Genomic DNA, 22,445 nt, shown 5'->3' with positions numbered 1-22,445 from the left:
CTCCGATAGGACTACCCGCGGCGTTGGTCACGGAGCGATAATGGCAAGAGGACTAAACCGCTCGCGCGGTAGGGGTGTGCTGAACCGCTCGTGACGAGCATCGAAGTTCGTGGTTTCCATCGGCAGCAGGCTTGCCATGTTGGGAGATGAGGCAATCGGCCTCATTTTCGACAGGAGCAAGCCATGGATACCCCGACTCGTCCCGTCAGCCCCTTGCGCCAGCGCATGCTCGACGACATGCGGATGCGCAAGCTCACCCCCAAGACGCAGAGTGCGTACATCCGCGCGGTGTGCCGGTTCACGCGCTATCTGGGGCGCGCGCCCGATACCGCCACGGTGGAGGACCTGCGCAACTACCAGTTGCACTTGGTCGATAGCGGGACCTCGCCGATGTCGCTCAACGCCGCGATCAGCGGGCTGAAGTTCTTCTTCGATATCACGCTTCAACGCGGCGAGTTGATGGCACGAATGCAGCCGGTCCGGCTGCCGCAGCGCCTGCCGGTGGTGCTCAGCCGCGAGGAGGTCGCGCGCCTGATCGCCGCCTGCAACAATCTCAAGCACCAGACGGCGCTCTCGCTCGCCTACGCGACCGGACTGCGAGCGAGCGAAGTGGTCTCGCTCAAGGTCAGCGACGTCGACAGCGGGCGCATGACCCTGCGGGTCGAGCAAGGCAAAGGCCGCAAGGATCGCTACGCGATGCTCTCACCCCTGCTGCTGGAGCGGTTGCGCGTGTGGTGGCGGGTCGCCCGGGCGCAGGGCAAGATGCTCGATGGCGGCTGGTTGTTCCCGGGCCTCAACCCGATCGAGTCACTGAGCCCGCGCCAACTCAATCGCGCTGTTCAGGCCGCCGCCCTGGCGGCCGGCATCGACAAGGGGGTGTCGATGCACACGCTTCGCCACTATTCCGTGTGCCGGACTACGCCGCGCCGAGTCAGCTGGGGCCTGGAAAGCAGGCAGCCGTGAGGGTTTCGGCAGCAGAGGATTCTCGATGGCTCGGCATAGTTTGATCTTCTTTCAGGGGCATATCGCCCCGGAGGAAGGAGATCGCAATGGAACAGCTATACAAGGATGCGCGCACGCTCGAGCGCATGCGGGCAGGTTTGTTGGGTGCATATGTTGATGCCTTTGCCCGGCAATTGATCGACCAGGGGTACGCGAGGCCCTCGATCCGATACTCGCTGCAACTGGTCGCCGATTTCGGTCGATGGCTGATGCAGCGCAGGATCCTGGTATCACGTGTCACGCCAGAGAGCCTGAGCGGCTACCTGCGCGATCGAACCCGACGTGGGCACTTCAGACCGGGAGATGCATCGATTCTGCGGCGTTTGCGGAATCTGCTCGCCGAACAAGGGATCGTGGTGGAGGACCCGCCGATCGCGCCGACGGCGGTCGAGCAACTGGAGACGGAATTCCGGTATTACCTGGAGCGGGAACGCCGACTGGCCCCGGCGACGGTATTCCACTATCTGGAGTTCGCGCGGCGCTTTCTGGCCCAGATGGTCCCGAAAGGTGAAGCGTCGCTCGCGCACGTGCAGGCAGCGGACGTGGTGGACTTTGTCCAGCGGGAAGCCGCCCGGCTTCATCATGCCAAGCGGGCCAAGCTGATGACCACGGCGGTCCGGTCGTTCCTGCAGTACGCGCGTTACCGGGGGCTTATCGAGGCCGACTTGAAACCCAGCGTGCCGGCGGTGGCGAATTGGTCGATGGCCTCGCTGCCACGCGCCCTGTCAGCGGTCGAGCTCCAACGACTTCTCGCCAGTTGCGAGCGGGGGACCGCAGTCGGCCGCCGCAACTGGGCGATCCTGTTGTTACTCGCCCGCTTGGGACTGCGTGCCGGTGAAGTCACTGCGCTGACGCTCGACGATATCGATTGGGCGGCGGCCGAACTCTGCATTCAAGGCGCAGGCGTATCTGCAAACCGTCTGCCGCTTCCCCACGAGGTCGGTGCGGCGCTGGCCGACTATCTGCGTGACGGGCGTCCCGCCTGCACCTCGCGCCGGGTGTTTGTTCGCATGCGCGCGCCCACTCGTGGCTTCAAGAGTTCATCGGCCGTTTCCACCGTCGTGCGGCGTGCGCTCGCGCGCGCCGGACTGGATCCTGCCCACCATGGTGCCCACCTGTTGCGGCACACGGTAGCCACCCAGATGTTGCGCCAGGGCGCCTCGTTGGCTGAGATCGGTGAGTTGTTGCGTCATCGCAGCCCGCAGACGACGATGATCTACGCGAAGGTCGACCTGGACCTGTTGCGCCCGTTGGCCTTGCCGTGGCCAGGGGGTGTGTCATGACCCCGCTCGGACAAGCGATTCAAGACTATCTCGCCTTGCGCCGCAGGCTGGGGTTCAAACTCCGGGATGCCGGGCTTTGCCTAGTGAAGTTCGCGGCATTCATGGAAGCCCGCGACGCCCCACACATCACGACCGCGCTGGCACTGGAGTGGATTCGCCAAAGTCCATCGGTGACGCCTGCGACCTGGGCGCAGCGGCTGGGCTACGTCCGTGGCTTCGCCCGCCATCATGCGGCGAGTGACCCGCAGACTGAGGTGCCCCCGGCGGGTCTGCTGCCGTTTCGCCCACGCAGGGCGCGACCCTACCTCTACTCCGATGAGGACATCGCACAACTGCTTCGCAGCGCGCTCGATCTACCGCCTGCCGGCGGCTTGCGCCCGTGGACGTATCACACACTGCTCGGCTTGCTCAGCGTCGCCGGCCTGCGAGTTGGCGAGGCGATCCGCCTCATGGACGCGGACGTCGATCTGCAGGAAGGGCTGCTGACGATTCGCGGCACCAAGTTCGGCAAGTCGCGCCTCGTCCCGATCCATTCGTCAACGCTGGAGGTCCTGCAACAGTACCGCGCCCACCGCGAACCCTTTCTCGCAGGCCATGCAGCCTCGGCATTCTTCATCACCGGTCGCGGTCATCATCTCGACATCGGTGATGTGCATCGAACGTTCTATCGCCTGTCGCGCCAAGTCGGACTGCGCGGCGCGACCGCCAGCCACGGTCCGCGCCTGCACGACTTTCGGCACCGCTTCGCGGTCCAGACGCTGTTGCGCTGGTACCGCTCGGGCGAGGATGTCGAGCGACGGTTGCCGGTGCTGTCGACCTATTTGGGCCATGCCCATGTCGCCGACACCTACTGGTATCTGAGCGCCTGTCCGGAGCTGATGGGACTGGCGGTCGGGCGTCTTGAACGACGCTGGGGAGAACTGCCATGAGTGCGACGCCCAGTTTCCCTGCGTTGTTGCAGCGCTTCTTTACCGACCGGCTGATGCAGCAGCGTCGGGCAAGCCCGCATACGATCGGCTCCTATCGGGATACCTTTCGTCTGCTGCTGCGCTTTGCCCAGATGCGACTCGGCAGGCAGCCCTCGCAGTTGGCGTTCGAGCAGATCGATGCGCCACTGATCGCCGCTTTCCTCGACGAGCTCCAGGACAAACGCGGGATCACGGCCCGCAGCCGCAACCTACGCCTCACCGCGATTCGCTCGTTCTTCCGCTATGCCGCTTTCGAGGCGCCGACCCATGCGGAGCAGATTCAGCGGGTGCTCGCGATTCCCAGCCAGCGTTTCACGCGTACCCAGGTCGGGTTCCTGACCCGACCGGAAGTCGACGCGCTGCTGGCCGCGCCCGATCGGCAGACGTGGTCCGGACGCCGGGACCACGCGCTGCTCCTGCTCGCAGTTCAAGCCGGACTACGCCTGTCCGAGCTGACCGCGATGCGGCGAGATACGGTGATCCTGGGATCCGGTGCCCACGTCCTGGTCATGGGGAAGGGCCGCAAGGAACGCGCCACACCGCTGACCCGACAGACCGCTGCCGTCCTCAATGCCTGGTTGAAGGAGATTCCCGCCAACCCCGACGCGACAATATTTCCGAGTGCCCGTGGCACTCGCCTGAGCGCGGATGGCGTGCAGTATCTGCTCGCCAAACACGTCGCGGTGGCGGCCCGGAGCTGCCCGTCCCTGGCCCAAAAGCGGGTCACACCGCACGTGCTTCGCCATACCACCGCGATGGAGTTGCTTCAGGCGGGTGTCGATCGTGCGGTAATCGCGCTGTGGCTGGGCCACGAGTCCGTGGAGACGACGCAGATCTATCTGGACGCGAACCTCGCCATCAAGGAGCAAGCCTTGGCCCGGACTACACCACCCGACAGCACCCCTGGGAGATTTCGACCGGATGACCAACTGCTCGCCTTCCTCACAGAACTCTGAGACTTGAAGCACAGGACTATGCCGAGTTTGCCGACGCGCCTCGGCCAGTCCGATGCGCGCGGTTGATTCGGCGCGGCGTAGTCCGGCACACGGAATAGTGCCTCCAATGCCGATATCGGCATTGTCGCCACTGCTTCGCGACCCACCTGCTCGAGCAGAAGGTCGACATCCGCATCATCCAGGCGCTGCTCGGCCACAAGAAACTCGACACCACGGTGATCTACACCCAGGTCGCCACTGATCTGCTGCGCGAAGTCGTCAGTCCGCTGGAGACCTTGCAGTCGGCGTAGGCGCATCGTGGCTCGCCCCGCACTGGAGGTCGCGGACATCTTCCGCGCCTTCGGGCCGTAAGCGGTAACCGAGCGGCGTTCTTGCCTACTTCGAGCGCGGGTGGAGATCGGATCGAAGCGGATTGGCCGCGAAGTGTTGCTTCCACAGCCTTGGGGTGAGTTGCGCGACATCGGCGGCAGGGTGCTGGCCGACGCGCTGGAGCACATCGACCAGATAGGCATAGGGGTCGATGTCGTGCAGGCGACAGGTGGCGATCAGGCTCTGCGCGATCCCCACGTATTTCGCGCCGACCTCGGTCCAGCAGAAGAGCCAGTTGCGGCGGCCCATCGGCACTACGCGTAGCGCCCGCTCGAGGCGGTTGGTGTCGATCGGCACCTCGGGGTCGGCGAGGTAGACCTCGAGGGCGGCCCGGCGCTCACGCACGTAGGCCAGGGCAGTGGTCAGCGGTGAGCTCGGCAGTAGCCCCTGGGATTCGAATTGGGCGCCGACCCAGTCGAAGAACCGGTCGACCATCGGCGGCTCTATGCCGTTTCCAGTGGAAATTGACTCAACAACAGACATGACGGTAGCGCCCGTAGTCGCGGGCGATGGCCGGCAGCAGAGGGTTCTTCGGTAGATGCTCGAGCTTGGACATGCGCAGGTAGGCGATAGCGATGAAGTTCTCGACCTTGCGGAAGCCCCGGGCGGCGGTCTTCGTCTGTTGAAGCAGACCGTTCATCGCCTCGACGTAGGCGTTGCTGCGCCCGTCGAGCATGCCGCGCACGACCCCGGCGAGGTGCGCCTTCAACGTCGCCGCCAAGCGCTTGAACGGCTCCAGGCGAGAGCGCCGAGCCCAGCTCATCCACTTGGTCAGCGCCCCGTGGGCAATCTCTTCGCTGTTGCTCGCGCCCGCCTCGCGATAGACCAGCCGCAGCGCCTGCTTCAGGCGCCAGGCCCGTGCGCTCTTCAGGTTCGAGCGCTGCAGCCAGTGCATCGCCTCGAACTGCGCGCGGGTCCAGCTCACCGGGTTCTTGCGCATGCCCCACAGCAGCTGGCGCAGGGTCTTCTTGCTGTGCGTGCCCGCCGCATCACGGACTGCGGCGGCCGAGCTGCGCATTTCCTCGCGACGCACCTCGTCCATCGCCGCATTGGCCAGCGCCACGACGTGGAAGCGGTCGTAGCTGATCTGGGCGCCGGGCAGCGCCTGGGCGATGCCCTTGGCGTAGGCGGCGCTCATGTCGATGCACGCATGCTCGACCCCTTGCGGATCGCCGCCGTGCGCACGCAGCTCCTGCGCAAAGGCCTGCAGCGTGGTGTGATCGCGTCCCGGCGTGGCGAACAGCAGGCGCTTGGCCTCGAGGTCATGGACGACGGTGATGTATTCGTGTCCGCGCTTGACGCTGGTCTCATCGATGCCGACGTAGCGCACGCCGCTCATGTCGTCCCGGGCGCGCGCCACCTCGACGTAGTGCCGCACCCGCCGCCACAGCCGCTTGGGCGCCACCCGCATCTGGTTGGCCGCCTGGCGCACCGGAAGCTCCCGGCACAGCGACAGGCCCAGCGCCTCGAACAGCAAGGTAAAGCCGCTGCCTTCGCGCGCCCATGGCACCGGCAACTGCGTGGTCTTGCCGCAGCCCGTGCACTGCACGCGCGGGATCTCCGCATGCAGCCAGGCTTCGAACTGGAAGAAGTCCAGGTGCCGCCAGCTGCGCCGCACCCGATCGTGGATCAGCTGATGTTCCATCCCGCACGCCGGGCACGCCGCGCGCTTGCCGGTGTGCTCGACCTCGAAGTCGATCCGGCGCTTGCCCGTGTTGAGCTCGACCTTGGCAACGTGCCAGGGCGGCTGCAGGCCAAGCGCGGTGGTGAAGAGGGCTTCGATCTGGTTGCTCATAGAAAGGCTGGTCAGCGGCTGGAACGGACGGTTGTACCACCGATCGTCATGTCTGTTGTTGAGTCAATTTCCACTGGAAAGGGCATAGAGCCCCATCGGCTTGGCCTGGGCGAGCCGGTATGCGCGGCGTGCCTCGCCGATGAGTTGTGCCTCACGGATGTGCTGCTCTACCGCGTAGAGCTGGCCGATCATCTCCAATGCCTGCGTCGCCCGTTCGGGCTCGATCGACTGGGCCTCGAAGAATTTTCTTCTCGAGTGCGCCCAGCATTGCGCGCGCGTGAGCCCGCATTTTTGTGCGTAACGTTCGTAGGCCGCGTAGCCGTCGGTGAGCAGCACCGCCCCCTCGGGCGGTGGGTCGGTCCCCAGGGTCTGCGCAATGTGTTTGCCACTACGCCCCTCGTGATAGGCGAAGCAGATTTCGTCGCGCTCGCCATACACCGGCCAGAAGTAGCCGCCCTTCATCTTCCCCGGGCCGGCGCGCCCGGCCTTGATCGGGGTCTCGTCCATCGCCTTGATGCGACTTGCGCGGATCGAGTCGAACTGGGCCGTAAAGACCGGCTCGAGCAGCGCGAGCGCCGCGTGGGTGAGCTGCGTGAGCCACGGGCGCGAGACCCGGATGCCGTTGTCCCCGAGCCGCTGATGCTGGCGGTACAGCGGCTGGTGGTAGCAGAACTTGTCGGTGATGAGCCCGGCGATGAAGCTCACGTCGGCGCGGCTACCGTCGATCACCCCGGCGGGGGCCGCCGGGCAGTGGATCGTCTGCGTGTCGCGGCGCTTGATGACCGGGCGCACGTACTTGAGGATCACGTAGCTGCCCGGGCGCTGCGCCAGGCGGTGGCTGACCTTCTCGCCGATCACCTCGAACTGCTCGGCGGTGAGGCCCTCGATCTCGGGGTTGGCGAGCGTGATGGTCTCGACCGGGACGCGCGTCTCGTCGAAGAACAGCGCCGATTCGTCCTTGCTCTGGGCGAAGTCGGTGTGCGAGGCACGACGGGTGTGTCCGGCTACGCTCTTGCCTGGGGAGACGGGCTGCGTGTCGGGGATCGGCAACTCACCCAGATGCATCTGCGTCGGGTCGGGTGAAACCACGCGCTTCTCGCTCTTCTGGCCGAAGAGCTGGCGGCGGAACCACTCGAGCTGATGCTTGAGCGCCGCAAACTCGAGGCGCATCGCATCCATGTCGCGCTGCAAGGCGACGTTCGCCTGCGCCAGTCCGACGATCTGCTCGGGCGCCCACTGGGCGGCCTCGGCAAGGGTCGGAACGGGGGTGCAGTGCGGTGCGGACATGGCACAGATTTTACCGCAGAGCCCAGCATTCATGCGGGCTGCACGGCGTTTGTAGGTAATCTGAAACGGCGCTTGTAGCGGACCGGCTCGATGCCTTCGAGCAAGAACTTGAGCCCGGTCCAGTCCATCTGACGCGTGCTGACGTGCGCCCAGTTCGACACGAAACGACCCTGCTCGAGGCGCTTGGCCCACACGCAGAATCCGGTGCGGTCCCAGTACAGCACCTTCATCTGCGTGCCGCGCCGGTTGATGAACACGAACAGCTCGCCCGACAGCGGATCGCAGCCGAGCGCCTGGCGTGTGAGCGCGTACAGGCCGTCGAAGGATTTGCGCATGTCGACCGGGCGGCCATAGACATGGACCCGGACCGCGCCTTCGGGGAAGAACATCAGCCGCGCGACAGGTGAAGGATCACGCCGTCGCCCAGATCGAGCCGCAGTTCGAGGCGACCGGTGCCGCCGAGTTTGAGCGTGCCGGCGTCGACGAAGCCAGTGGCCTCCATCGCCGGCGCGGCAGGCTGCGTACTCGGCTCGCCCAGCAGGCTACGCCAGCGCCGGAAGCTCGACTCGCTGAGCCCCTCGCGGGCGCAGAACGGCTCGATCCCCAGGCCGCTCGCGGCAAACCGCGCAAAGACGGTTTCCCACTCCTGGCGGCTACGCCGCCGCCACTTGTTGTTGGTCGCTGTCGCCCTGGTCACTGCCGGCTCCTCCCTGATGAATGCGGGAGGGATTGTTCCGCGCGGGCGCGGGCTGGAAAAGAACGCCGCTCAGTGACCGGTTACGCTGGGGAAAGCGCGCGATGACTGCCTGTAGACGGCCTGCAATTCTTGCAGGTCTCTTTTCTCAGAAAAAACAATACCTTCTTCGATGTTATCGATTTTTACCTGCAATCTTGTCAGGTTTTTCCCGGTATCCGAATTCCAAATGAAGAAAGAAAGTCCAGTAAAAACAGATTGATAGCCGTATGTGGTGTTCTGGCCCAGGAATTGCAAGGTATGGATTACCTGCATCCTCGGATGCGAGGCAAGAGCAAGCATTCAATCAACGTTGATATGGGTATCGCCATGAAAAAACTGATCGTTGTTGCCGCGAGCGCGCTGACCCTTGCCATGGCCGGCTCCGTCTTCGCCCAGCAGCAGGGCATGGGTGGCATGTCGGGCATGGGTGGCATGGGTGGCATGTCGGGTATGGGTGGCATGGGCGGCATGTCGGGCATGGGTGGCATGGGCGGCATGTCGGGCATGGGCGGCATGGCCGGTATGGGTGGCATGGGCGGCATGTCCGGCATGGGTGGCATGTCCGGCATGGGCGGTATGGGCGGTATGTCCGGCATGGCCGGCATGGGTGGCATGTCTGGCATGGGCGGCACGACCGTAATCATCAACATCCCCGCCGGTATGGCTGGCATGGGCGGCATGTCGGGCATGTCCGGTATGGGCGGCATGTCGGGTATGGGCGGCATGTCGGGCATGGGGGGCATGTCGGGGATGGGTGGCATGTCGGGCATGGGTGGCATGTCGGGCATGGCGGCCGACGCACCCAAGAAGTAAGCGGGACTGTTTGCCCTAGCTGGGCACGGGAAGGGGGCCGCCCCCCTTCCTCCCTTATTGGAGAGTGCCGGAGATGCGTCTTCCTGTTTTGATCCTTCTTCTTGCTGGCATCAACGCCGCGATGGCGGACGCGCCGGCTTATCCCGTTGCAGGCCTGCAACCTGATGCCAGGCCAGCAGGCGCACCAGTGATCCACCAGCACACGACCAGCGAGGCGGCAAAGACCCGTCTGCAGCGCGGAATCGTGCTGCCTGCACCGGCCACTCTGGCCGTCATGCGCGATCAGGAGGCCTGGTACACGCCCTTCGACCAACCGGGAATGCTCGGCTATTACGATCTGCGCGGCTGGCATGCCGCTGCACCAAAGAAGACCGCGGCGAAGAAGCCCGCCAAGCCCGGCGGCTCCGCCGAGCGGCCTGGCGAACACATGCGCGCAACGTACAGCCCGCTGCACTTCAAGCCGGCGATCGAGACGGCCACCGATGCACAGTGCCTCGCCTGCCATGCCGACGTCCTCGAGGACAAGCCGCTGGCGCGGAGTCCGGCCGGTGTCGCGGCCAAGGGCAGCCTAGCGTGGTACCAACAGGTTTCCACCTACCAGGGCGAACAGGACAGTTTCCACCGTCGTCACCTGGTCACGCCGCTGGCCAAGCAGCTGATGGATCTGAAATGTACGACCTGCCATCAGGGTCATGACCCGCGTGACGAGGCCCCGGGCACGTCGGCGAACACCGCAGCGCAGGGAAGCGGCGACTTCACCCTGCGCAAGGCCGTCAATACCGAGGCAATCTGCCTGAAGTGTCATGGCCAGCCCACCGACTACACGATCATGGGGCTGCCCGGGCCTTGGCACGAGGTGCGCATCGACATGCAGAACGACTGCCTCGCCTGTCACGTGGCCTTCCGTACCAATCGGCACCAGGTCAATTACCTCAAGCCCGCCGCGATCGAGGCCGCAGCCGAGGCCGGACGCGAGCACATGGCCGGCGGTGATGTGTGCTTTGGCTGTCACGGCGGCAGGCCCTGGTACCGCATCGCCTATCCGTTTGCACGTAACGCCTGGCCCGGCATGGCGGACGAGGTGCCCGAATGGGCCAAGGATCGCCCGACGCGGTCGGAAGCACGCTTCCTGATCGACAAACCAGCGGCCAAATGACAGCACGGGAACTCGCCATGAACAAGGACACACTCGCCGCGCCGATCAACCCGGCGCGCCGCGACTTCCTCAAGACCACCGCGGCGGGCGCCGCCGCGGCCGCCGCCAGCAGCTTCGTGGAACTGGCAAGCACGGGCAAGGAGGCTTCGGCCTTCGCTTACGAGCCCTACTACACCGACGACCAGCTCACCACCATGGTGACCAGCTGCGCGCACAACTGCGGCTCCCGCCACATGCTGGTCGCGCACAAGAAAGGAGACGTGATCGTTCGCCTGTCGTCCGATGACGGCCGCTACCAGGCAGGCGGCGCCTTTGGTTTCGAGACCGAGGCGGTGCCGCAGCTGCGCGCCTGCTTGCGCGGACGCTCTTACCGCGCGCGGCTCTACTCCGCCGAGCGCCTGCTCTACCCGATGGTGCGCGTGGGCGAACGCGGGGAGGGCCGCTTCAAGCGCGTGTCGTGGGACGAAGCGCTCGACCGCATCGCCAAGAAGATGATCGAGCTGAAGGACACCTACGGACCGACGGCCATCCTCGACCAGTCCTATGCCGGCGCCTCCTACGGTGTCCTGCACAAATCGGATCAGATCGAGGGCTTGCTGGCACGTTTCCTCGGGATGTTCGGTTGCCGAACCAGCTCCTGGTCCGTGCCAAGCTACCAGGGCACAACCTTCTCCAGCCGCACCACGTTCGGCACCATCGAGGACGGCAACGAGGACGACGCCTTCGCGCACTCGAAGCTCATCATCATGTGGGGCTGGAACCCGGCCTACACCTTCCACGGCGGCAACACGTTCCACTACATGCGGCTGGCCAAGCAGCGCGGCTGCAAGTTCGTCGTGGTCGACCCCCAGTACACGGATTCGGCGTCGGCCTATGACGCCTGGTGGATTCCCATCCGCCCCAATACCGACGCGGCGATGCTGGCCGCGATGGCGCACTACATCTTTGTCAATGAGCTGCAGGACCAGGCCTTCATCAACCGTTTCTGCCTGGGCGTGGACGCGGGCACGATGCCGGACTGGGCGCGCGGGCACGAGAACTTCAAGGACTACATCCTCGGCACCTACGACGGGCAGCCGAAGACGCCGGAGTGGGCTGCCGAGATCTGCGGCGTGGCGGCAGACGACATCCGCAAGCTTGCCGACATGTACGCCCGCACCAAGCCGGCGGCGCTGAAGGCCTCGTGGTCACCCGGGCGCAACGCCTACGGCGAGCAGTACAACCGCATGGCGGCGGCCCTGCAGGCAATGACCGGCAACATCGGCATCCTCGGCGGCTGTGCGGAAGGCGTCGGCAAGGGCTGGCACGCGGAAGCGGTGGCCTACCCCTATGACGAGTACGCCAACGTGTGGTCGGCTTCCATCAAGTCCGACCGCTGGGCGCATTGCGTACTCAACTACCCCGACGTGCGGCGCGAGGAGATCGGCCTGTGGCCGCGCGCTGACCAGTTCGACGGCGTCATCCCGAACATCAAGGCGATCTGGTGGCATGGCTCGGACTGGTTCAATCAGCTGACCAACATCAACAAGGAAATCGAAGCCATCCGCAAGCTCGAGCTGGTGGTATGCGCCGACTCCACGATCACGCCCTCGGGGCTGTGGGCCGACATCCTGCTGCCGGTGGCCACGCACTTCGAACGCCACGATGTCGCCTTGCCTTGGTACAAGGGGCACTACTACATCCATCGGCCCAAGGTCATCGCCCCGCTCGGCGAGTCCAAGAGCGACTTCCAGATCTTCACCGAGCTCGCCTATCGCCTCGAGGCCCTCGACCCGGCCCGACTGTCAGGTTTCGGCAAGCGCTACAACCCCAAGGCCGACCGCAGCTACTTCGAGAACGACGATCCGGTAGACGAGGCCTATCTGGTGGACTGGTGGCACCGGGTGCAATCGCACCAAGGGGTCACGATGAGCTGGGAAGAATTCAAGCAGCGCGGGGTATACAAGTTCGAATTCGCGCAACCGCACGTAGCGTTCCGCGACCAGATCGAAAAAGGGGTGCCGTTCAACACCCCGTCGGGGCGGATCGAGATCTTCTCCACCACGCTGGCCCAGGTCAGCGACTGGACCAAGACCCAGTACGGTTACCCGATCCCGGCGATCCCGAAGTGGATCGAGCCCTTCGAGTGGCTGGGCGATACCGGCAAGGCCGCGAAGCATCCCTTCCACCTGATCTCTCCGCACCCGCGCTGGCGCACCCACAGCATCTTCAACAACATTCCCTGGCTGCGGGAGACCTACCAGCAAGAGGTCACCATCGCAGCGCGCGATGCGGAGCGGCTCGGCATCCGCACCGGTGACGTAGTGGAGGTGTGGAACGAACGCGGCAAGGTGGTGGTGCCGGCCTATGTGACCGAACGCTGCATGCCGGGCGTCCTCGTGCTGCATGAGGGCGCGTGGATGGATCTCGACGACAAGGGCGTCGATCGCGCGGGTAACCCGGATTTTCTGACCGACGACCAACCCTCGCCTGCCGGGGCATTCGCCTACAACACCGTGCTGGCCGACGTGAAGAAGACGACGCTGGAGCATCGCCCAGGCTGGGATTCGCTCGCTACCGCGCGCTCGATCGTTTTCCGACGCGACTATTGAGGATGCGCTCATGAGCAAGAAGCTCGATATGGACGAAGTCCGCTCGGCCCTCGAACGCCAGGCGGCCCAGACCTACAGACCCGTCAAGCCAGCGGTACAGCTGGGCTTCGTGCATAACAACGTCGACTGCATCGGTTGTCGCGCCTGCGAGATCGCCTGCAAGGACAAGAACGGTCTCGCCCCCGGGCCGCGCTTCCGGCGCGTGATGTATGTCGAAGGCGGCCATTACCCCGACGTGTTTGCCTACAAGGTGAACATGAGCTGCAACCATTGCGCCGATCCTGCCTGCCTGCCCACCTGCCCGACCGGTGCGATCTGGAAGCGGGCCGACAACGGCGTCGTCGACATCGACTCCACCCTCTGCATCGGGTGTCGGCGCTGCGAGGCGGCCTGCCCCTACGGCGCGCCGCAGTGGGACCCGACCGAGCACATCGTGAAGAAATGCAACATGTGCATCGACGAGCTCGAGGCCGGGCGTAAGCCTTACTGTGTGATGGCCTGTATGATGCGGGTACTGGATATCGGTCCGATCGACGCGTTGCGGGCGGGGACGTACCCGACGACCGCGGTCGGCCCGGGAGACAGGGTCACTGGACAGGTCAAGGACATGGCGAACCCCGCGCTCACCCACCCATCGATCGTTTTCGTGCCACATCGCCGAGGTCGCGTAGATGAGTGAGCACGCGCGCTGGCCAGGGCAGGAGGCGGCGCAAGCGCTCGCCGCCGACGCCGACATGCTGAGTTTCCTGCATGCCAGCGAGCTCGATGCGGCCGTGCTCGAGAGCCTGCGCGCGGTCGGCTTTCCGGCCAATCTCGCGCTGCTGCCCGGCGATGCGATGGCCAGGGAGGCATGGCGCGCACTGTCTGCTGCGCTGCGCGAGATCCCGGTGCAACCGGACGCAGCCGCGCTGGATGAGCTCGCCGCGGAGTTCGCCGCGATCTATCTCACCGGCGCGTACCGGCTGTCGCCGTGCGAATCCTACTGGCTCGATCAGGACCATCTGCTCTACCAAGGGCCAATGTTCGAGCTACGCCAGCGCTATGCCGAGGCGGGGCTGCGTGTCAAGGACTGGCGCAAGCGTCCGGAAGACCACATGACCCATCAGCTCGGCTTCGTCGCAAGGCTGCTCTCGGCGGCGCGGAGCGAAGAGAACTGGAAACAGCTCGCCAGCTTCCTCGACCAGCACCTGTTGCGCTGGATCCACGACTTTGCGCGTGCGGTGCACGCGCGGACGGGCGCCTCTTTCTATGCTGCACTCGCCGTGCTCACCGCGACCTGGTGCGCGAGCCTGCGAGCCTGCATCGACGTCCCGCCCATGGCGCATGCCCAGCCGGCGGAAGCGCGTAGCGATGCGAAGGACGTGCAGCACTGAGCCCGAACGGAAGCTTGCGAGTGCCGATACGTGTCGTTGCGGCCCGCCAGGACAGCCTGGCGCGCCAGATGCTCTGGAGAATCCTGATTGTTGCGAGCGCCGCCTCGGTCGCGTTCGCGACGGTCTTCGTCGCGCTTTACCTCGATCAACTCAAGGCGACGCGCGCCGATGCCTCGCTCAACCTGAACCGGATGCTCGCGACCACCTGGGAAAACGCGATGCTCAAGCGCGACGTCGAGGGCTTGCGCGAGATCGTCTCCAGCCTGGGTGCGCTGCGCGATATCCGTGACGTCCTGGTACTCGCCCCCAATGGTGAAGTGCGCTTCGCCTCCAACCCGGTCCGGCTCGGAATGCAGCTCCCCGGGCTCGTGGCCTCGACAGCGGGCGGAATGGCCACGAGCCGGTTCGAGCATGGCATCGAGGATGAGGAAGTGCTGCGTTCGATCAATCCGGTGCCCAACCGTACAGAGTGCGTGCCGTGCCATGGCCCGGTGTCGTCGTCGCCGATCAACGGCGTCCTCGTGATCGACTACGACGCCACCCCGGTGCGCCAGCAGGCGCTTGCGAGCGCCGCCCTGTTCGCGGCTGCGGGCGGGCTGGTCATCGTGCTCACAATCATGGCGGTATGGTGGTTGTTGCGCAGACGGGTGCTCAACCCGCTTGCGCACCTCGATCGCGCCGCAGGCGCGCTCGCCGCTGGCGATCTGAGCGCGCGCGTCGAGGTCGCCCACCTCGACGAGATCGGGCGCAGCGCACAGCGCTTCAATACGATGGCCGACGCGCTCCAGCGCGAACTCGGCCGCCACGCCGCGCACCGCAAATATCTGCAGGACCTCATCGATGGCCTGCCGGACGGGCTGCGCGTCATCCGCAAGTCCGACTTCACCGTGGTTAGCGCAAACCGGGCGTTCGGCGAGCAACTCGGCTTGTCCGCGACGGCGGGCCAGCCCTGCTACCTCTCCAGCCATGGTCGCAGCAGCCCCTGTGTGCCGACGATGGTGCGCTGCCCGGTCGCCGAGCTGCACGAGCATGGCCAGGTCCTGAAGTGCCACCACCGTCATCGGCGTGCAAGCGGCGAGGAGTTCGCGGTCGAGGTACACGCCGGCCTGATCGATGTCGATACCGAGCAGGGCCGTGAGCGCTATATCGTCGAATCGGTCCGCGACCTGAGCCGCGCGGCAAGCATCTCGCAGGAACACAGGATGACCGAGCTCGGTTTGCTGGCTGCCGGCATCGCGCACGAGATCCACAACCCGCTCGGTTCGCTGCGCCTCGGCCTCGAGGCGATGGAGCGCCGCTTGCGCGGACGCCCCGAGCGCGACGATCGCATCGACGACTACCTGCGCACGATGGATGAGGAGATTGACCGCTGCCTGCAGGTCACCCAGCGGCTACTGATGCTGTCCCGCCCGCCCCAGGCTCGTGTCCAGCCGGTGGATGTCAATCCGGTGCTTGCGGACACCTCCTGCCTGCTCGCCTACGATGCGGAGAATCGCCAGATCGAGCACATCCTTGAGGCCGACAAGGCGGCACCGCGGGTGTGGGCGGACGACGCCGACCTGCGGATGCTTATGATCAACCTCGTGCAGAACGCCCACCATGCGATGCCCTCGGGAGGGCAGGTGACCCTGCGCAGCCACATCATCGGAGACGAGGTGCTGATCGAGGTGGAGGACACCGGGGTTGGGATCCCCGAAGACGACGTTCCGCATCTCTTCGAGCCTTTCTTCAGTCGGCGCGCGGATGGCGAACCGGGAACCGGGTTGGGGCTCAGCATCTGCCGCAGCATCGTGGACCATTACGGTGGCCGCATCGCGGTCGAGAGCCGCCCGGGCGAGGGCGCGCGCTTCAGGGTGTCTCTGCCCCGGGTGCTCGAATGAGTCGCAGCAAGGTCATCCTCGTCATCGATGACGACCGCGGCTTTCGCGGCCTGCTGACCGCCCAGCTCGCCGACATGGGCTACGACACCACGGGTGCTGCAAGCTGGGCCGAGGCGAGCGCCTGCCTCAAGGAGATCGAGCCCGACCTCATCTTGCTCGACATGAAGCTGCCCGACACCACGCCCGAGCTCGCAGTGCCCGAGCTCGCTGCCGAGTATCCCGTCATCGTGCTTACTGGCTACGGCAGTATTCGTAGCGCGGTCTCGGTCATCCACGCCGGCGCCCTCGACTATCTGACCAAGCCCATCAGTCTCGCCGAACTCGAACTCACCATCGCCCGCGTCCTCGACAACGCCGAGATGCGTCGTTCGAATGCGCTCTACAAGCGTCAGCTGGCGGCACGCCAGGGATCGGGGCTGATCGGAAACTCGGCGGCGATCCTGGCGCTCGAGAGCCTCATCGACGCGGTCGCCCCGACCAACGCCACCGTGCTGATCCATGGTGAATCGGGCAGCGGAAAGGAGGTCGTCGCCAGCGCGATCCATCAGCGCAGCGAGCGCAAGAACCGCGAGCTGGTGACCGTCGACGCCACGACCTTGTCCGAGACGCTGTTCGAGTCCGAGCTCTTCGGCCACGAGAAGGGTGCATTTACCGGCGCCGACCGGCAGAAGAAGGGCCTGATCGAGGCCGCCGAAGGCGGCACCCTGTTCCTCGACGAGATCGGCGAGGTCAGCCTCGCCAACCAGGCCCGCCTGCTACGCCTCTTCGAGAGCGGCACGTTCCGCCGTGTAGGCGGCACCAAGACGCTTCGGGCCGACGTCCGCTTCATCGTCGCCACTCACCGCAACCTCGGGCTCATGGTGCGCGAGGGGCGCTTTCGCAGCGACCTCTTCTTCCGTCTCTCCAGCTTCGTGCTCACCTCGCCACCACTGCGGGACCGTCGCGAGGACATTGCCCTGCTCGCCGAGCACTTCCTGTCCCAATTCTGCCGTGGCCAGAAGAAACTGTTCGCCCGCGACGCGATCACCACGCTGACGGCCTACGACTGGCCGGGCAACGTCCGTGAGCTTCGCAACGTGATCGAACGCGCGGTGATCCTGGCTCGCAATGCAGTGGTCATCCGGCGCGATCACGTTTCGATGCCCGAACTGGAGGGTGCGAGCGTACTCAGCTTCAGTTTCGAGCACCCGCCGACGCTCAAGGATCTCGAACGCAGCTACTTCCTGCGCACGCTTGAACGTTTCGGCGGTAACCGCGCGCGTACCGCAGCCGCGCTCGGCATCAGCGAGCGAAACGTCTATCGCCTCATCGGTTTGTATGGTGCGGAGCTCACTTAGCGCGTGTTCGCCCACCCGCCCCCCATTGCGTCGAGGCGGGCGTCGACGCCTGAATGGGTCGAGCACTGCTCGGCGGTGAGTCACTCGGTCTCGGGGTTGGCGAGCGTGTCGGCGGCGACGAAGCCGGTGGGCTCAGGCGTTTGCCCAGATCCTGGGCGCGCGGCCGGCGTCTGGGTATCCAGCAGAATCCTCCAGCGCCGGAAGCTTGACTCGCTTCGCCCCCCGCGCACGCAGAACGGCTCGATCCCGAGACCGCTCGCAGCTAACTGCGCAAAGACGGTTTCCCACTCCTGGCGGCTGCGCCGCCGTCACTTGTCGTTGGTCGCTGTCGCCCTGGTCACCGCTGATTCCTCCCTCATGAACGTGGGAGGGATTGTTGTGCGAGGGCGCGGGCGGGAAAAGAACACCGCTCACCCTCCGGGCGGTCAGCAACTGATCGATCCTGTAGAAGCGTTCGCCCCGGTTCATGCTGGGAGACCGTTCGGTGAAATACAGAGAGCATGCCGAAGCGGGCGCACCGGGTGAGCCTTGGATGTCCGAGAATCCCAATCGAAAAAACGACCACCCAGGAGTTCGTATCATGACCCAGAAGTTCGATACTGCGTTGTCGCTCGCCCTTGAAGCTCACTCCGGCCAGATCCGAAAAGGGACCGAGAACGCGCTTGGTTTGCCATTGCCGTACATTACGCACCCGGTTGCCGTGGCGACCTTGGCGCAACGCTACGGAGGCAACGAGGACCAAGTCATCGCGGCGCTGCTGCACGACGTTCTCGAAGACGGTGGCCCGCAGTGGGCGGATCCGATCCGCGACGCCTTTGGTGGCCAGGTCCTCGACCTCGTGCGGTTCTGTACCGATGGCCTGCCCGATGCGCAGGGGCAGAAAAGCCCCTGGCGCGAGCGGAAGGAGCTCTACCTCGCCCACCTGCGCGCGGCGGAAGGTGAGGGCGTTCTCGTTTCTGCCTGCGACAAGCTGGCCAACCTGCAGGCAATCCTGCTCGATCTGACGGAGATCGGTGAGTCGGTGTGGACGCGCTTCACCGGAGGCAAGGATGGATCGCTGTGGTACTACGTGGAGTTGGTCGAGGCCTTTGGCGGACGGGTGCCGGCGGCGCTGGAGGTGGCCTTGAGGCGTGACTTGGCGGCGGTGTTGGAGCTCGCATCGGCGCGGATGGATGAGGTGTCCAAGCCGTCTGCTGAGTAGCCGTGCTCATGTTCCTCGCTACTCTCGTCTCCCCATCAACGCTCACAGCAGCTACATCCAAGGAGATTTCGGGCAGGTTCTCTTCAAGAGGCCAAACCAAGCCGTGCGCGACTGGTGCAGCCCCGCCTAACAAGGAAAGGTTTATTATTTCAATCGCATGCTCTGGACGATCCAGCCCTGTCGATGAAGGAGATCACTATGCGAGTCAAGGGAGTAAGCCCTGATGGCAAGAAGGCCGTGGAGTTCGAGAGCGAACTGATCGGCCGCGAGTTCATTGACCGAATGGTCAATTTCGACCTGAGCGAGGACGACATCCGGAAACGGATTGATCGACTCGCAGTCTCGGCTGACGTCAAGTCTCTCCTCTATTCCTTGGCAAAAGCGAGCATCGCGATCGGCGCACAGGTCGTCCGCATTGGACGCAAGGTGATCGATTACGTGTGCATGCTGGTCAAGGAGTTTCCCAAGGTGACCTTCTTCGCGTTGCTTGGGGCGATCGCCGGATTTTTGGTGGCGACGATCCCCATCCTCGGAGTCGTCCTGGGGCCGATCGTGACCCCGATCGCCATCGCCGTCGGCGCGGCGTTTGGTGTGCTTGAAGATATCCGGGATCAAGCCCTCAAGCGCAAGATCACCGAGTTCCATGCCCAGTTCGCTCCGCTTGCGTGAACCACATGAAGGACAATCAAACCGACTGGTTCGCTGGCGTGGACGAAGTCGTGTCCGAACCGCTCAAGTTCAAGCTTCAATTGGCTATCGGCGAGGATGCGTACACGAGCCTGCGTGTCAGGAAGGCCGTGTTCGAGGCGTGGGACGTCTTTGGGGCGGCAACGTCTGCAGCGGCGATCGCGAAATCCTCCGCTGTCGCCTCAGCTCTTTTCCCGTCGTCGGGCGTCCTGTCGGCGATCGGAATCGGGACGGCGACGACGCCCGTGGGGTGGGTCGTCGGCGCAGCAGTCGTTGCTGGCGGGGCCTGGATCGGCATTACGCGCTATGTGCGCGAACACGCCGATGCACGGGTCAAAACCGTACCTGAATTCATCAATACCCCGCTCGACATAATCGGCCTGGCCTTGTTCGACTTGATGGCGCCGCTGGTACTGAAGGTTGCGCATGTGGACGGTGAGATCGATCAGGCTGAGGCGCAGGCGATCGAACGCTGGTTCGTTCGGGAATGGGGGTACGACCCGAGTTTCGTCCAGAAGGGCCTCGCATTTTTCGATTCGCGCCTTGACGAAGTGCGGATCGCCGACATTGCCACGGCTTTGGCCCGTTACAAGCGAGAGAGCCCGGACTGCAACTATCGGGTGATGACCCGCGAGGTGGTGCGCTTCCTGAGGGAGGTCATTGAGGCTGATGGCGTCATCGACGAGCGTGAAGAAATGGCAGTGGAGCGCATCGCTCACATATTCGAAGATGAAGGGCGAGTTCACCTGGGCCGGAGCGCCAAAGAACTGGGTCGCAAGCTGTCTGATTCGGCGGAGACTGCCGGCGGTGCCGTTGCCGAGGGGGCTACGTGGGCGCTGAATACCACGGTTGCGGGCGCTTCCCAGATCGGGCTTACCGCCTCGGACGCACTGACTGCGACTGTGCGTTCGGGGGTGGCTGGGGTGTCCCGGCTTGGAGGTCTGTTCGTGCGCGGAAAGAGGACAACCGATCGGCAAGACTGACTCCGAAGCGGCACGTTTTCGTGCGGCCCATGAAGAGCGGTCGCTTGCATGCTGCAGCCCGACTTGGCAGCGGTGTTGAAGCTTGCCCGACTGCGGACGGAATGATTTAAGCAGCTCGCTCAGATTCCCTTTTCGTGGTTCCGGTCGCCTCTGACCATCCCATCCACGCCCGCATCCGCGACTTGGAACTTGGCTCGACCTCGTCCTGGTGACGGTGACCGCAGTGGCGGTCGCCTTACCACTCGGAAGAAGTGACCGATCGGAAAGAGCTAGAGAATTTCGATGAAATTGTGAGTAAGCTGCCTCGTTGATAACGTATTTCGAGCCGAGCAAACAGATTTCGAGGATTCGATGCCCACGATTGGCTACGCACAACTCATCAGCCGACTCTCTCTGGCCGTCCGACCGTTGGCGAAGCCGGCGGAGATCAGCGGCTCGGTCAATCGGCGTGTGGATTCGGCCGACCGCGTCCTTTTCCCGCGTGGCGTCGCCATCGAGGACACGCTGGTCGGCCACCTCGAATTTGCCCTGCGCCATGAGGGCGTGAATCTTGAGGTCATCGACGCCCTGTTCGAGCATCTCCCGCCGCAGGACTTGCTGGCCCGGTTGAATGCGGCGCCCAACGGCGCGCACATCCGGCGGGCTTGCCATCTTTGGGAGTGGCTGACGGGACAGGAGCTCCCGGCGGAGGCCTTGCCGGCGGGAGGCTACGTCGACCTGTTTCCTGCGGACGATTACGTCACCGCCGGGCAGCCCACCAACGACCGCAAGTTCCGCGTGCGCAACAACGCACTGGGAACGGCCGACTTCTCCCCAGTGGTGAGGCGCGCGGCGCTTCCGAGCGCACCTTCGTTGCCAGAACTCCTCGACAAGGCGCGCGAGACCCTGGCGTCCGTGACGGACCCGTCGCTCCATGAGCGCGCGCTGAGCTACCTGTACCTTTCAGAGACCCGTAGCAGCTTTGAGATCGAGCGCGAGCATCCGAGCTCGGACAAGCAGGAGCGCTTCGTTCAACTGCTCCGGCGGGCTGGAGAAACCATGCAGGTCACCGAGGACTGGCTGGTGAGCCTGCAGAACGCCGTCGTGCGCGACGTCTACAGCCAGGAAGCCTCCTACCGGACAAGGCAGAACTGGCTGGAGGACGCCACCGGCCGCGTCACCTTCTTTCCGGTGCCGCAGGCCGAACTCGCGCGCGCGATGAGGGGCTGGGATGCCTTCATCAACGATGACCACCGCTGTACCGATGTACTGGTCAAGGCAGCAGCGGCAGCGTTTGGCTTCGTCTACCTGCACCCCTTCATGGATGGCAACGGGCGCCTGCACCGGTTTCTCATCCATCACGTGCTGACGCACTCGGGGCTGCTGCCGACCGGAACGGTGGTACCCGTATCCGCCGTCATCCTGAAGAACATCCCGGCCTACCTCGAGGTGCTGTCGGGCTTCTCCCTGCCGGTGACGCGGCTCTGGCGCTATGTACGCGCCGAGGAGGCTCATGTGACGGCGCATCCCGGGAGCAGGGCCTACCGGTTCTTTGATGCCAGCAGGGAAGTGGCTTTCCTGCACAGCATGATCCAGCAAGCCGTGGAAGACGAGATTCCCCGCGAGCTGGCTTGGTTGAGCGGCTACGACAAGGCCTTCGCGCAGCTGGATGCAGAGTTCGATCTGCCCAGGAAGGACCTGTCGGCCTTGATCCGAATGGCGCAGTCGAATGAGGGGCGGCTCTCCGTGAGGCGGCGAAAACAGTATTCTCATCTGCCTGCCGACGTGCTGGACCGTGTTGAAGAAGTGGTGCGGGAGTCGTTTGGGCTCACGCCGGAGGACGGCTCCGAGGCAAGGTAGGGTTTGGCTCTCTTCGATTCGAGCGCCACGAACGCTGCGTGTTGTGAGGAAAATTCGAGTGTTGTGACGATTTTTCGAGTTCGGCGGGTGAGGCGTGTCGGATACGAACATCGGCTCGTCGGCCGGAACGGCCATCGAACTAGGCGACTTGGTAGGTCCATCCTTGGGCGTAAACCGGACGTCAGTCAT

The 22,445-nt window shown here is 64.7% G+C and carries 18 protein-coding genes and 4 pseudogenes; 16 read left to right on the top strand and 6 right to left on the bottom strand.

The window, feature by feature from the left end:
* The first annotated feature begins 183 nt into the window (after positions 1–183).
* The 5 genes and pseudogenes from TMZ1T_RS01765 to TMZ1T_RS20410 all read left to right on the top strand — a co-directional run.
* Entirely contained in the window at positions 184–963 is a 780-nt protein-coding gene (locus tag TMZ1T_RS01765) for a tyrosine-type recombinase/integrase (RefSeq protein ID WP_012584416.1), read from the top strand.
* A gap of 86 nt (positions 964–1,049) precedes the next feature.
* Positions 1,050–2,285, top strand: a complete 1,236-nt coding sequence (locus TMZ1T_RS01760) for a site-specific integrase (RefSeq protein WP_012584415.1) — start codon at positions 1,050–1,052, stop codon at positions 2,283–2,285.
* On the top strand, positions 2,282–3,214 hold the full coding sequence (locus tag TMZ1T_RS01755) for a tyrosine-type recombinase/integrase (protein ID WP_012584414.1): 933 nt from the start codon (positions 2,282–2,284) through the stop codon (positions 3,212–3,214). Before TMZ1T_RS01760 ends, TMZ1T_RS01755 begins: the two co-directional genes overlap by 4 nt.
* A complete protein-coding gene (locus tag TMZ1T_RS01750) occupies positions 3,211–4,209 on the top strand; it encodes a site-specific integrase (protein ID WP_012584413.1) in 999 nt (332 codons plus the stop codon). The genes TMZ1T_RS01755 and TMZ1T_RS01750 overlap by 4 nt, the downstream gene beginning before the upstream one ends.
* Before the next feature lie 134 nt (positions 4,210–4,343).
* Positions 4,344–4,499, top strand: a pseudogene (locus tag TMZ1T_RS20410) (tyrosine-type recombinase/integrase); the annotation flags it as partial.
* A gap of 85 nt (positions 4,500–4,584) precedes the next feature.
* Here the strand turns inward: TMZ1T_RS20410 and TMZ1T_RS01745 are convergent.
* The 5 genes and pseudogenes from TMZ1T_RS01745 to tnpA form a co-directional block, all read right to left on the bottom strand.
* Positions 4,585–5,016: pseudogene (locus TMZ1T_RS01745) on the bottom strand (IS66 family transposase); the annotation flags it as partial.
* Positions 5,017–5,047: 31 nt separating this feature from the next.
* The gene (locus TMZ1T_RS01740) at positions 5,048–6,373 is read right to left on the bottom strand and encodes an ISL3 family transposase (protein ID WP_012584412.1); all 1,326 of its coding nucleotides are present in this window, start codon (positions 6,371–6,373) and stop codon (positions 5,048–5,050) included.
* Positions 6,374–6,466: 93 nt separating this feature from the next.
* Positions 6,467–7,660, bottom strand: a pseudogene (gene tnpC / locus TMZ1T_RS01735) (IS66 family transposase); the annotation flags it as partial.
* 29 nt (positions 7,661–7,689) lie between these two features.
* Positions 7,690–8,049: an IS66 family insertion sequence element accessory protein TnpB gene (tnpB, locus tag TMZ1T_RS01730; RefSeq protein WP_012584411.1), complete on the bottom strand. Its 360-nt coding sequence runs from the start codon at positions 8,047–8,049 to the stop codon at positions 7,690–7,692.
* Entirely contained in the window at positions 8,049–8,357 is a 309-nt protein-coding gene (gene tnpA, locus TMZ1T_RS01725) for an IS66 family insertion sequence element accessory protein TnpA (protein ID WP_004355067.1), read from the bottom strand. Before tnpA ends, tnpB begins: the two co-directional genes overlap by 1 nt.
* A 129-nt stretch (positions 8,358–8,486) precedes the next feature.
* Here tnpA and TMZ1T_RS01720 point away from each other — a divergent pair, with 129 nt between their 5' ends.
* The 7 genes from TMZ1T_RS01720 to TMZ1T_RS01685 all read left to right on the top strand — a co-directional run bounded on the left by TMZ1T_RS01720 (position 8,487) and on the right by TMZ1T_RS01685 (position 17,546).
* Positions 8,487–9,209 carry a hypothetical protein gene (locus tag TMZ1T_RS01720; RefSeq protein WP_144312140.1) on the top strand — a complete coding sequence of 241 codons (723 nt, stop codon included), beginning with the start codon at positions 8,487–8,489 and terminating at the stop codon, positions 9,207–9,209.
* Between the two features lie 73 nt (positions 9,210–9,282).
* The gene (locus tag TMZ1T_RS01710; protein ID WP_012584409.1) at positions 9,283–10,365 is read left to right on the top strand and encodes a hypothetical protein; all 1,083 of its coding nucleotides are present in this window, start codon (positions 9,283–9,285) and stop codon (positions 10,363–10,365) included.
* A 17-nt stretch (positions 10,366–10,382) separates the two neighbouring features.
* Positions 10,383–12,956, top strand: coding sequence for a molybdopterin-containing oxidoreductase family protein (locus tag TMZ1T_RS01705; RefSeq protein ID WP_012584408.1), 2,574 nt, complete (start codon positions 10,383–10,385; stop codon positions 12,954–12,956).
* A gap of 10 nt (positions 12,957–12,966) precedes the next feature.
* Entirely contained in the window at positions 12,967–13,635 is a 669-nt protein-coding gene (locus TMZ1T_RS01700; RefSeq protein WP_012584407.1) for a 4Fe-4S dicluster domain-containing protein, read from the top strand.
* Entirely contained in the window at positions 13,628–14,329 is a 702-nt protein-coding gene (locus TMZ1T_RS01695) for a TorD/DmsD family molecular chaperone (RefSeq protein WP_012584406.1), read from the top strand. Before TMZ1T_RS01700 ends, TMZ1T_RS01695 begins: the two co-directional genes overlap by 8 nt.
* 20 nt (positions 14,330–14,349) lie before the next feature.
* Positions 14,350–16,209, top strand: a complete 1,860-nt coding sequence (locus tag TMZ1T_RS01690; RefSeq protein WP_012584405.1) for a sensor histidine kinase — start codon at positions 14,350–14,352, stop codon at positions 16,207–16,209.
* Positions 16,206–17,546, top strand: a complete 1,341-nt coding sequence (locus TMZ1T_RS01685; protein WP_012584404.1) for a sigma-54-dependent transcriptional regulator — start codon at positions 16,206–16,208, stop codon at positions 17,544–17,546. Before TMZ1T_RS01690 ends, TMZ1T_RS01685 begins: the two co-directional genes overlap by 4 nt.
* Positions 17,547–17,626: 80 nt before the next feature.
* Here the strand turns inward: TMZ1T_RS01685 and TMZ1T_RS21755 are convergent.
* Positions 17,627–17,833, bottom strand: a pseudogene (locus tag TMZ1T_RS21755) (IS66 family insertion sequence element accessory protein TnpA); the annotation flags it as partial.
* Positions 17,834–18,126: 293 nt separating this feature from the next.
* On the opposite strand from TMZ1T_RS21755, the gene TMZ1T_RS01680 reads away from it, so the two are divergent.
* The 4 genes from TMZ1T_RS01680 to TMZ1T_RS01665 all read left to right on the top strand — a co-directional run bounded on the left by TMZ1T_RS01680 (position 18,127) and on the right by TMZ1T_RS01665 (position 22,256).
* The gene (locus TMZ1T_RS01680; protein ID WP_012584403.1) at positions 18,127–18,747 is read left to right on the top strand and encodes an HD domain-containing protein; all 621 of its coding nucleotides are present in this window, start codon (positions 18,127–18,129) and stop codon (positions 18,745–18,747) included.
* Between the two features lie 183 nt (positions 18,748–18,930).
* Positions 18,931–19,416, top strand: a complete 486-nt coding sequence (locus TMZ1T_RS01675) for a hypothetical protein (protein WP_144312138.1) — start codon at positions 18,931–18,933, stop codon at positions 19,414–19,416.
* A gap of 5 nt (positions 19,417–19,421) precedes the next feature.
* Positions 19,422–20,417 carry a tellurite resistance TerB family protein gene (locus tag TMZ1T_RS01670; protein WP_012584401.1) on the top strand — a complete coding sequence of 332 codons (996 nt, stop codon included), beginning with the start codon at positions 19,422–19,424 and terminating at the stop codon, positions 20,415–20,417.
* A gap of 351 nt (positions 20,418–20,768) precedes the next feature.
* Positions 20,769–22,256: a Fic family protein gene (locus TMZ1T_RS01665; protein WP_012584400.1), complete on the top strand. Its 1,488-nt coding sequence runs from the start codon at positions 20,769–20,771 to the stop codon at positions 22,254–22,256.
* Positions 22,257–22,445 lie beyond the last annotated feature (189 nt).

Source organism: Thauera aminoaromatica (genome assembly GCF_000021765.1).
Lineage (GTDB): Bacteria > Pseudomonadota > Gammaproteobacteria > Burkholderiales > Rhodocyclaceae > Thauera > Thauera aminoaromatica.
This window is presented reverse-complemented; position numbering and strand designations above follow the sequence as displayed.

Coding starts and splice junctions, on each gene's coding strand:
- TMZ1T_RS01765 (WP_012584416.1), top strand. CDS start 184: ATGGATACCCCGACTCGTCCCGTCAGCCCCTTGCGCCAGCGCATGCTC.
- TMZ1T_RS01760 (WP_012584415.1), top strand. CDS start 1,050: ATGGAACAGCTATACAAGGATGCGCGCACGCTCGAGCGCATGCGGGCA.
- TMZ1T_RS01755 (WP_012584414.1), top strand. CDS start 2,282: ATGACCCCGCTCGGACAAGCGATTCAAGACTATCTCGCCTTGCGCCGC.
- TMZ1T_RS01750 (WP_012584413.1), top strand. CDS start 3,211: ATGAGTGCGACGCCCAGTTTCCCTGCGTTGTTGCAGCGCTTCTTTACC.
- TMZ1T_RS01740 (WP_012584412.1), bottom strand. CDS start 6,373: ATGAGCAACCAGATCGAAGCCCTCTTCACCACCGCGCTTGGCCTGCAG.
- tnpB (WP_012584411.1), bottom strand. CDS start 8,049: ATGTTCTTCCCCGAAGGCGCGGTCCGGGTCCATGTCTATGGCCGCCCG.
- TMZ1T_RS01710 (WP_012584409.1), top strand. CDS start 9,283: ATGCGTCTTCCTGTTTTGATCCTTCTTCTTGCTGGCATCAACGCCGCG.
- TMZ1T_RS01705 (WP_012584408.1), top strand. CDS start 10,383: ATGAACAAGGACACACTCGCCGCGCCGATCAACCCGGCGCGCCGCGAC.
- TMZ1T_RS01700 (WP_012584407.1), top strand. CDS start 12,967: ATGAGCAAGAAGCTCGATATGGACGAAGTCCGCTCGGCCCTCGAACGC.
- TMZ1T_RS01695 (WP_012584406.1), top strand. CDS start 13,628: ATGAGTGAGCACGCGCGCTGGCCAGGGCAGGAGGCGGCGCAAGCGCTC.
- TMZ1T_RS01685 (WP_012584404.1), top strand. CDS start 16,206: ATGAGTCGCAGCAAGGTCATCCTCGTCATCGATGACGACCGCGGCTTT.
- TMZ1T_RS01680 (WP_012584403.1), top strand. CDS start 18,127: ATGACCCAGAAGTTCGATACTGCGTTGTCGCTCGCCCTTGAAGCTCAC.
- TMZ1T_RS01675 (WP_144312138.1), top strand. CDS start 18,931: ATGAAGGAGATCACTATGCGAGTCAAGGGAGTAAGCCCTGATGGCAAG.
- TMZ1T_RS01670 (WP_012584401.1), top strand. CDS start 19,422: ATGAAGGACAATCAAACCGACTGGTTCGCTGGCGTGGACGAAGTCGTG.
- TMZ1T_RS01665 (WP_012584400.1), top strand. CDS start 20,769: ATGCCCACGATTGGCTACGCACAACTCATCAGCCGACTCTCTCTGGCC.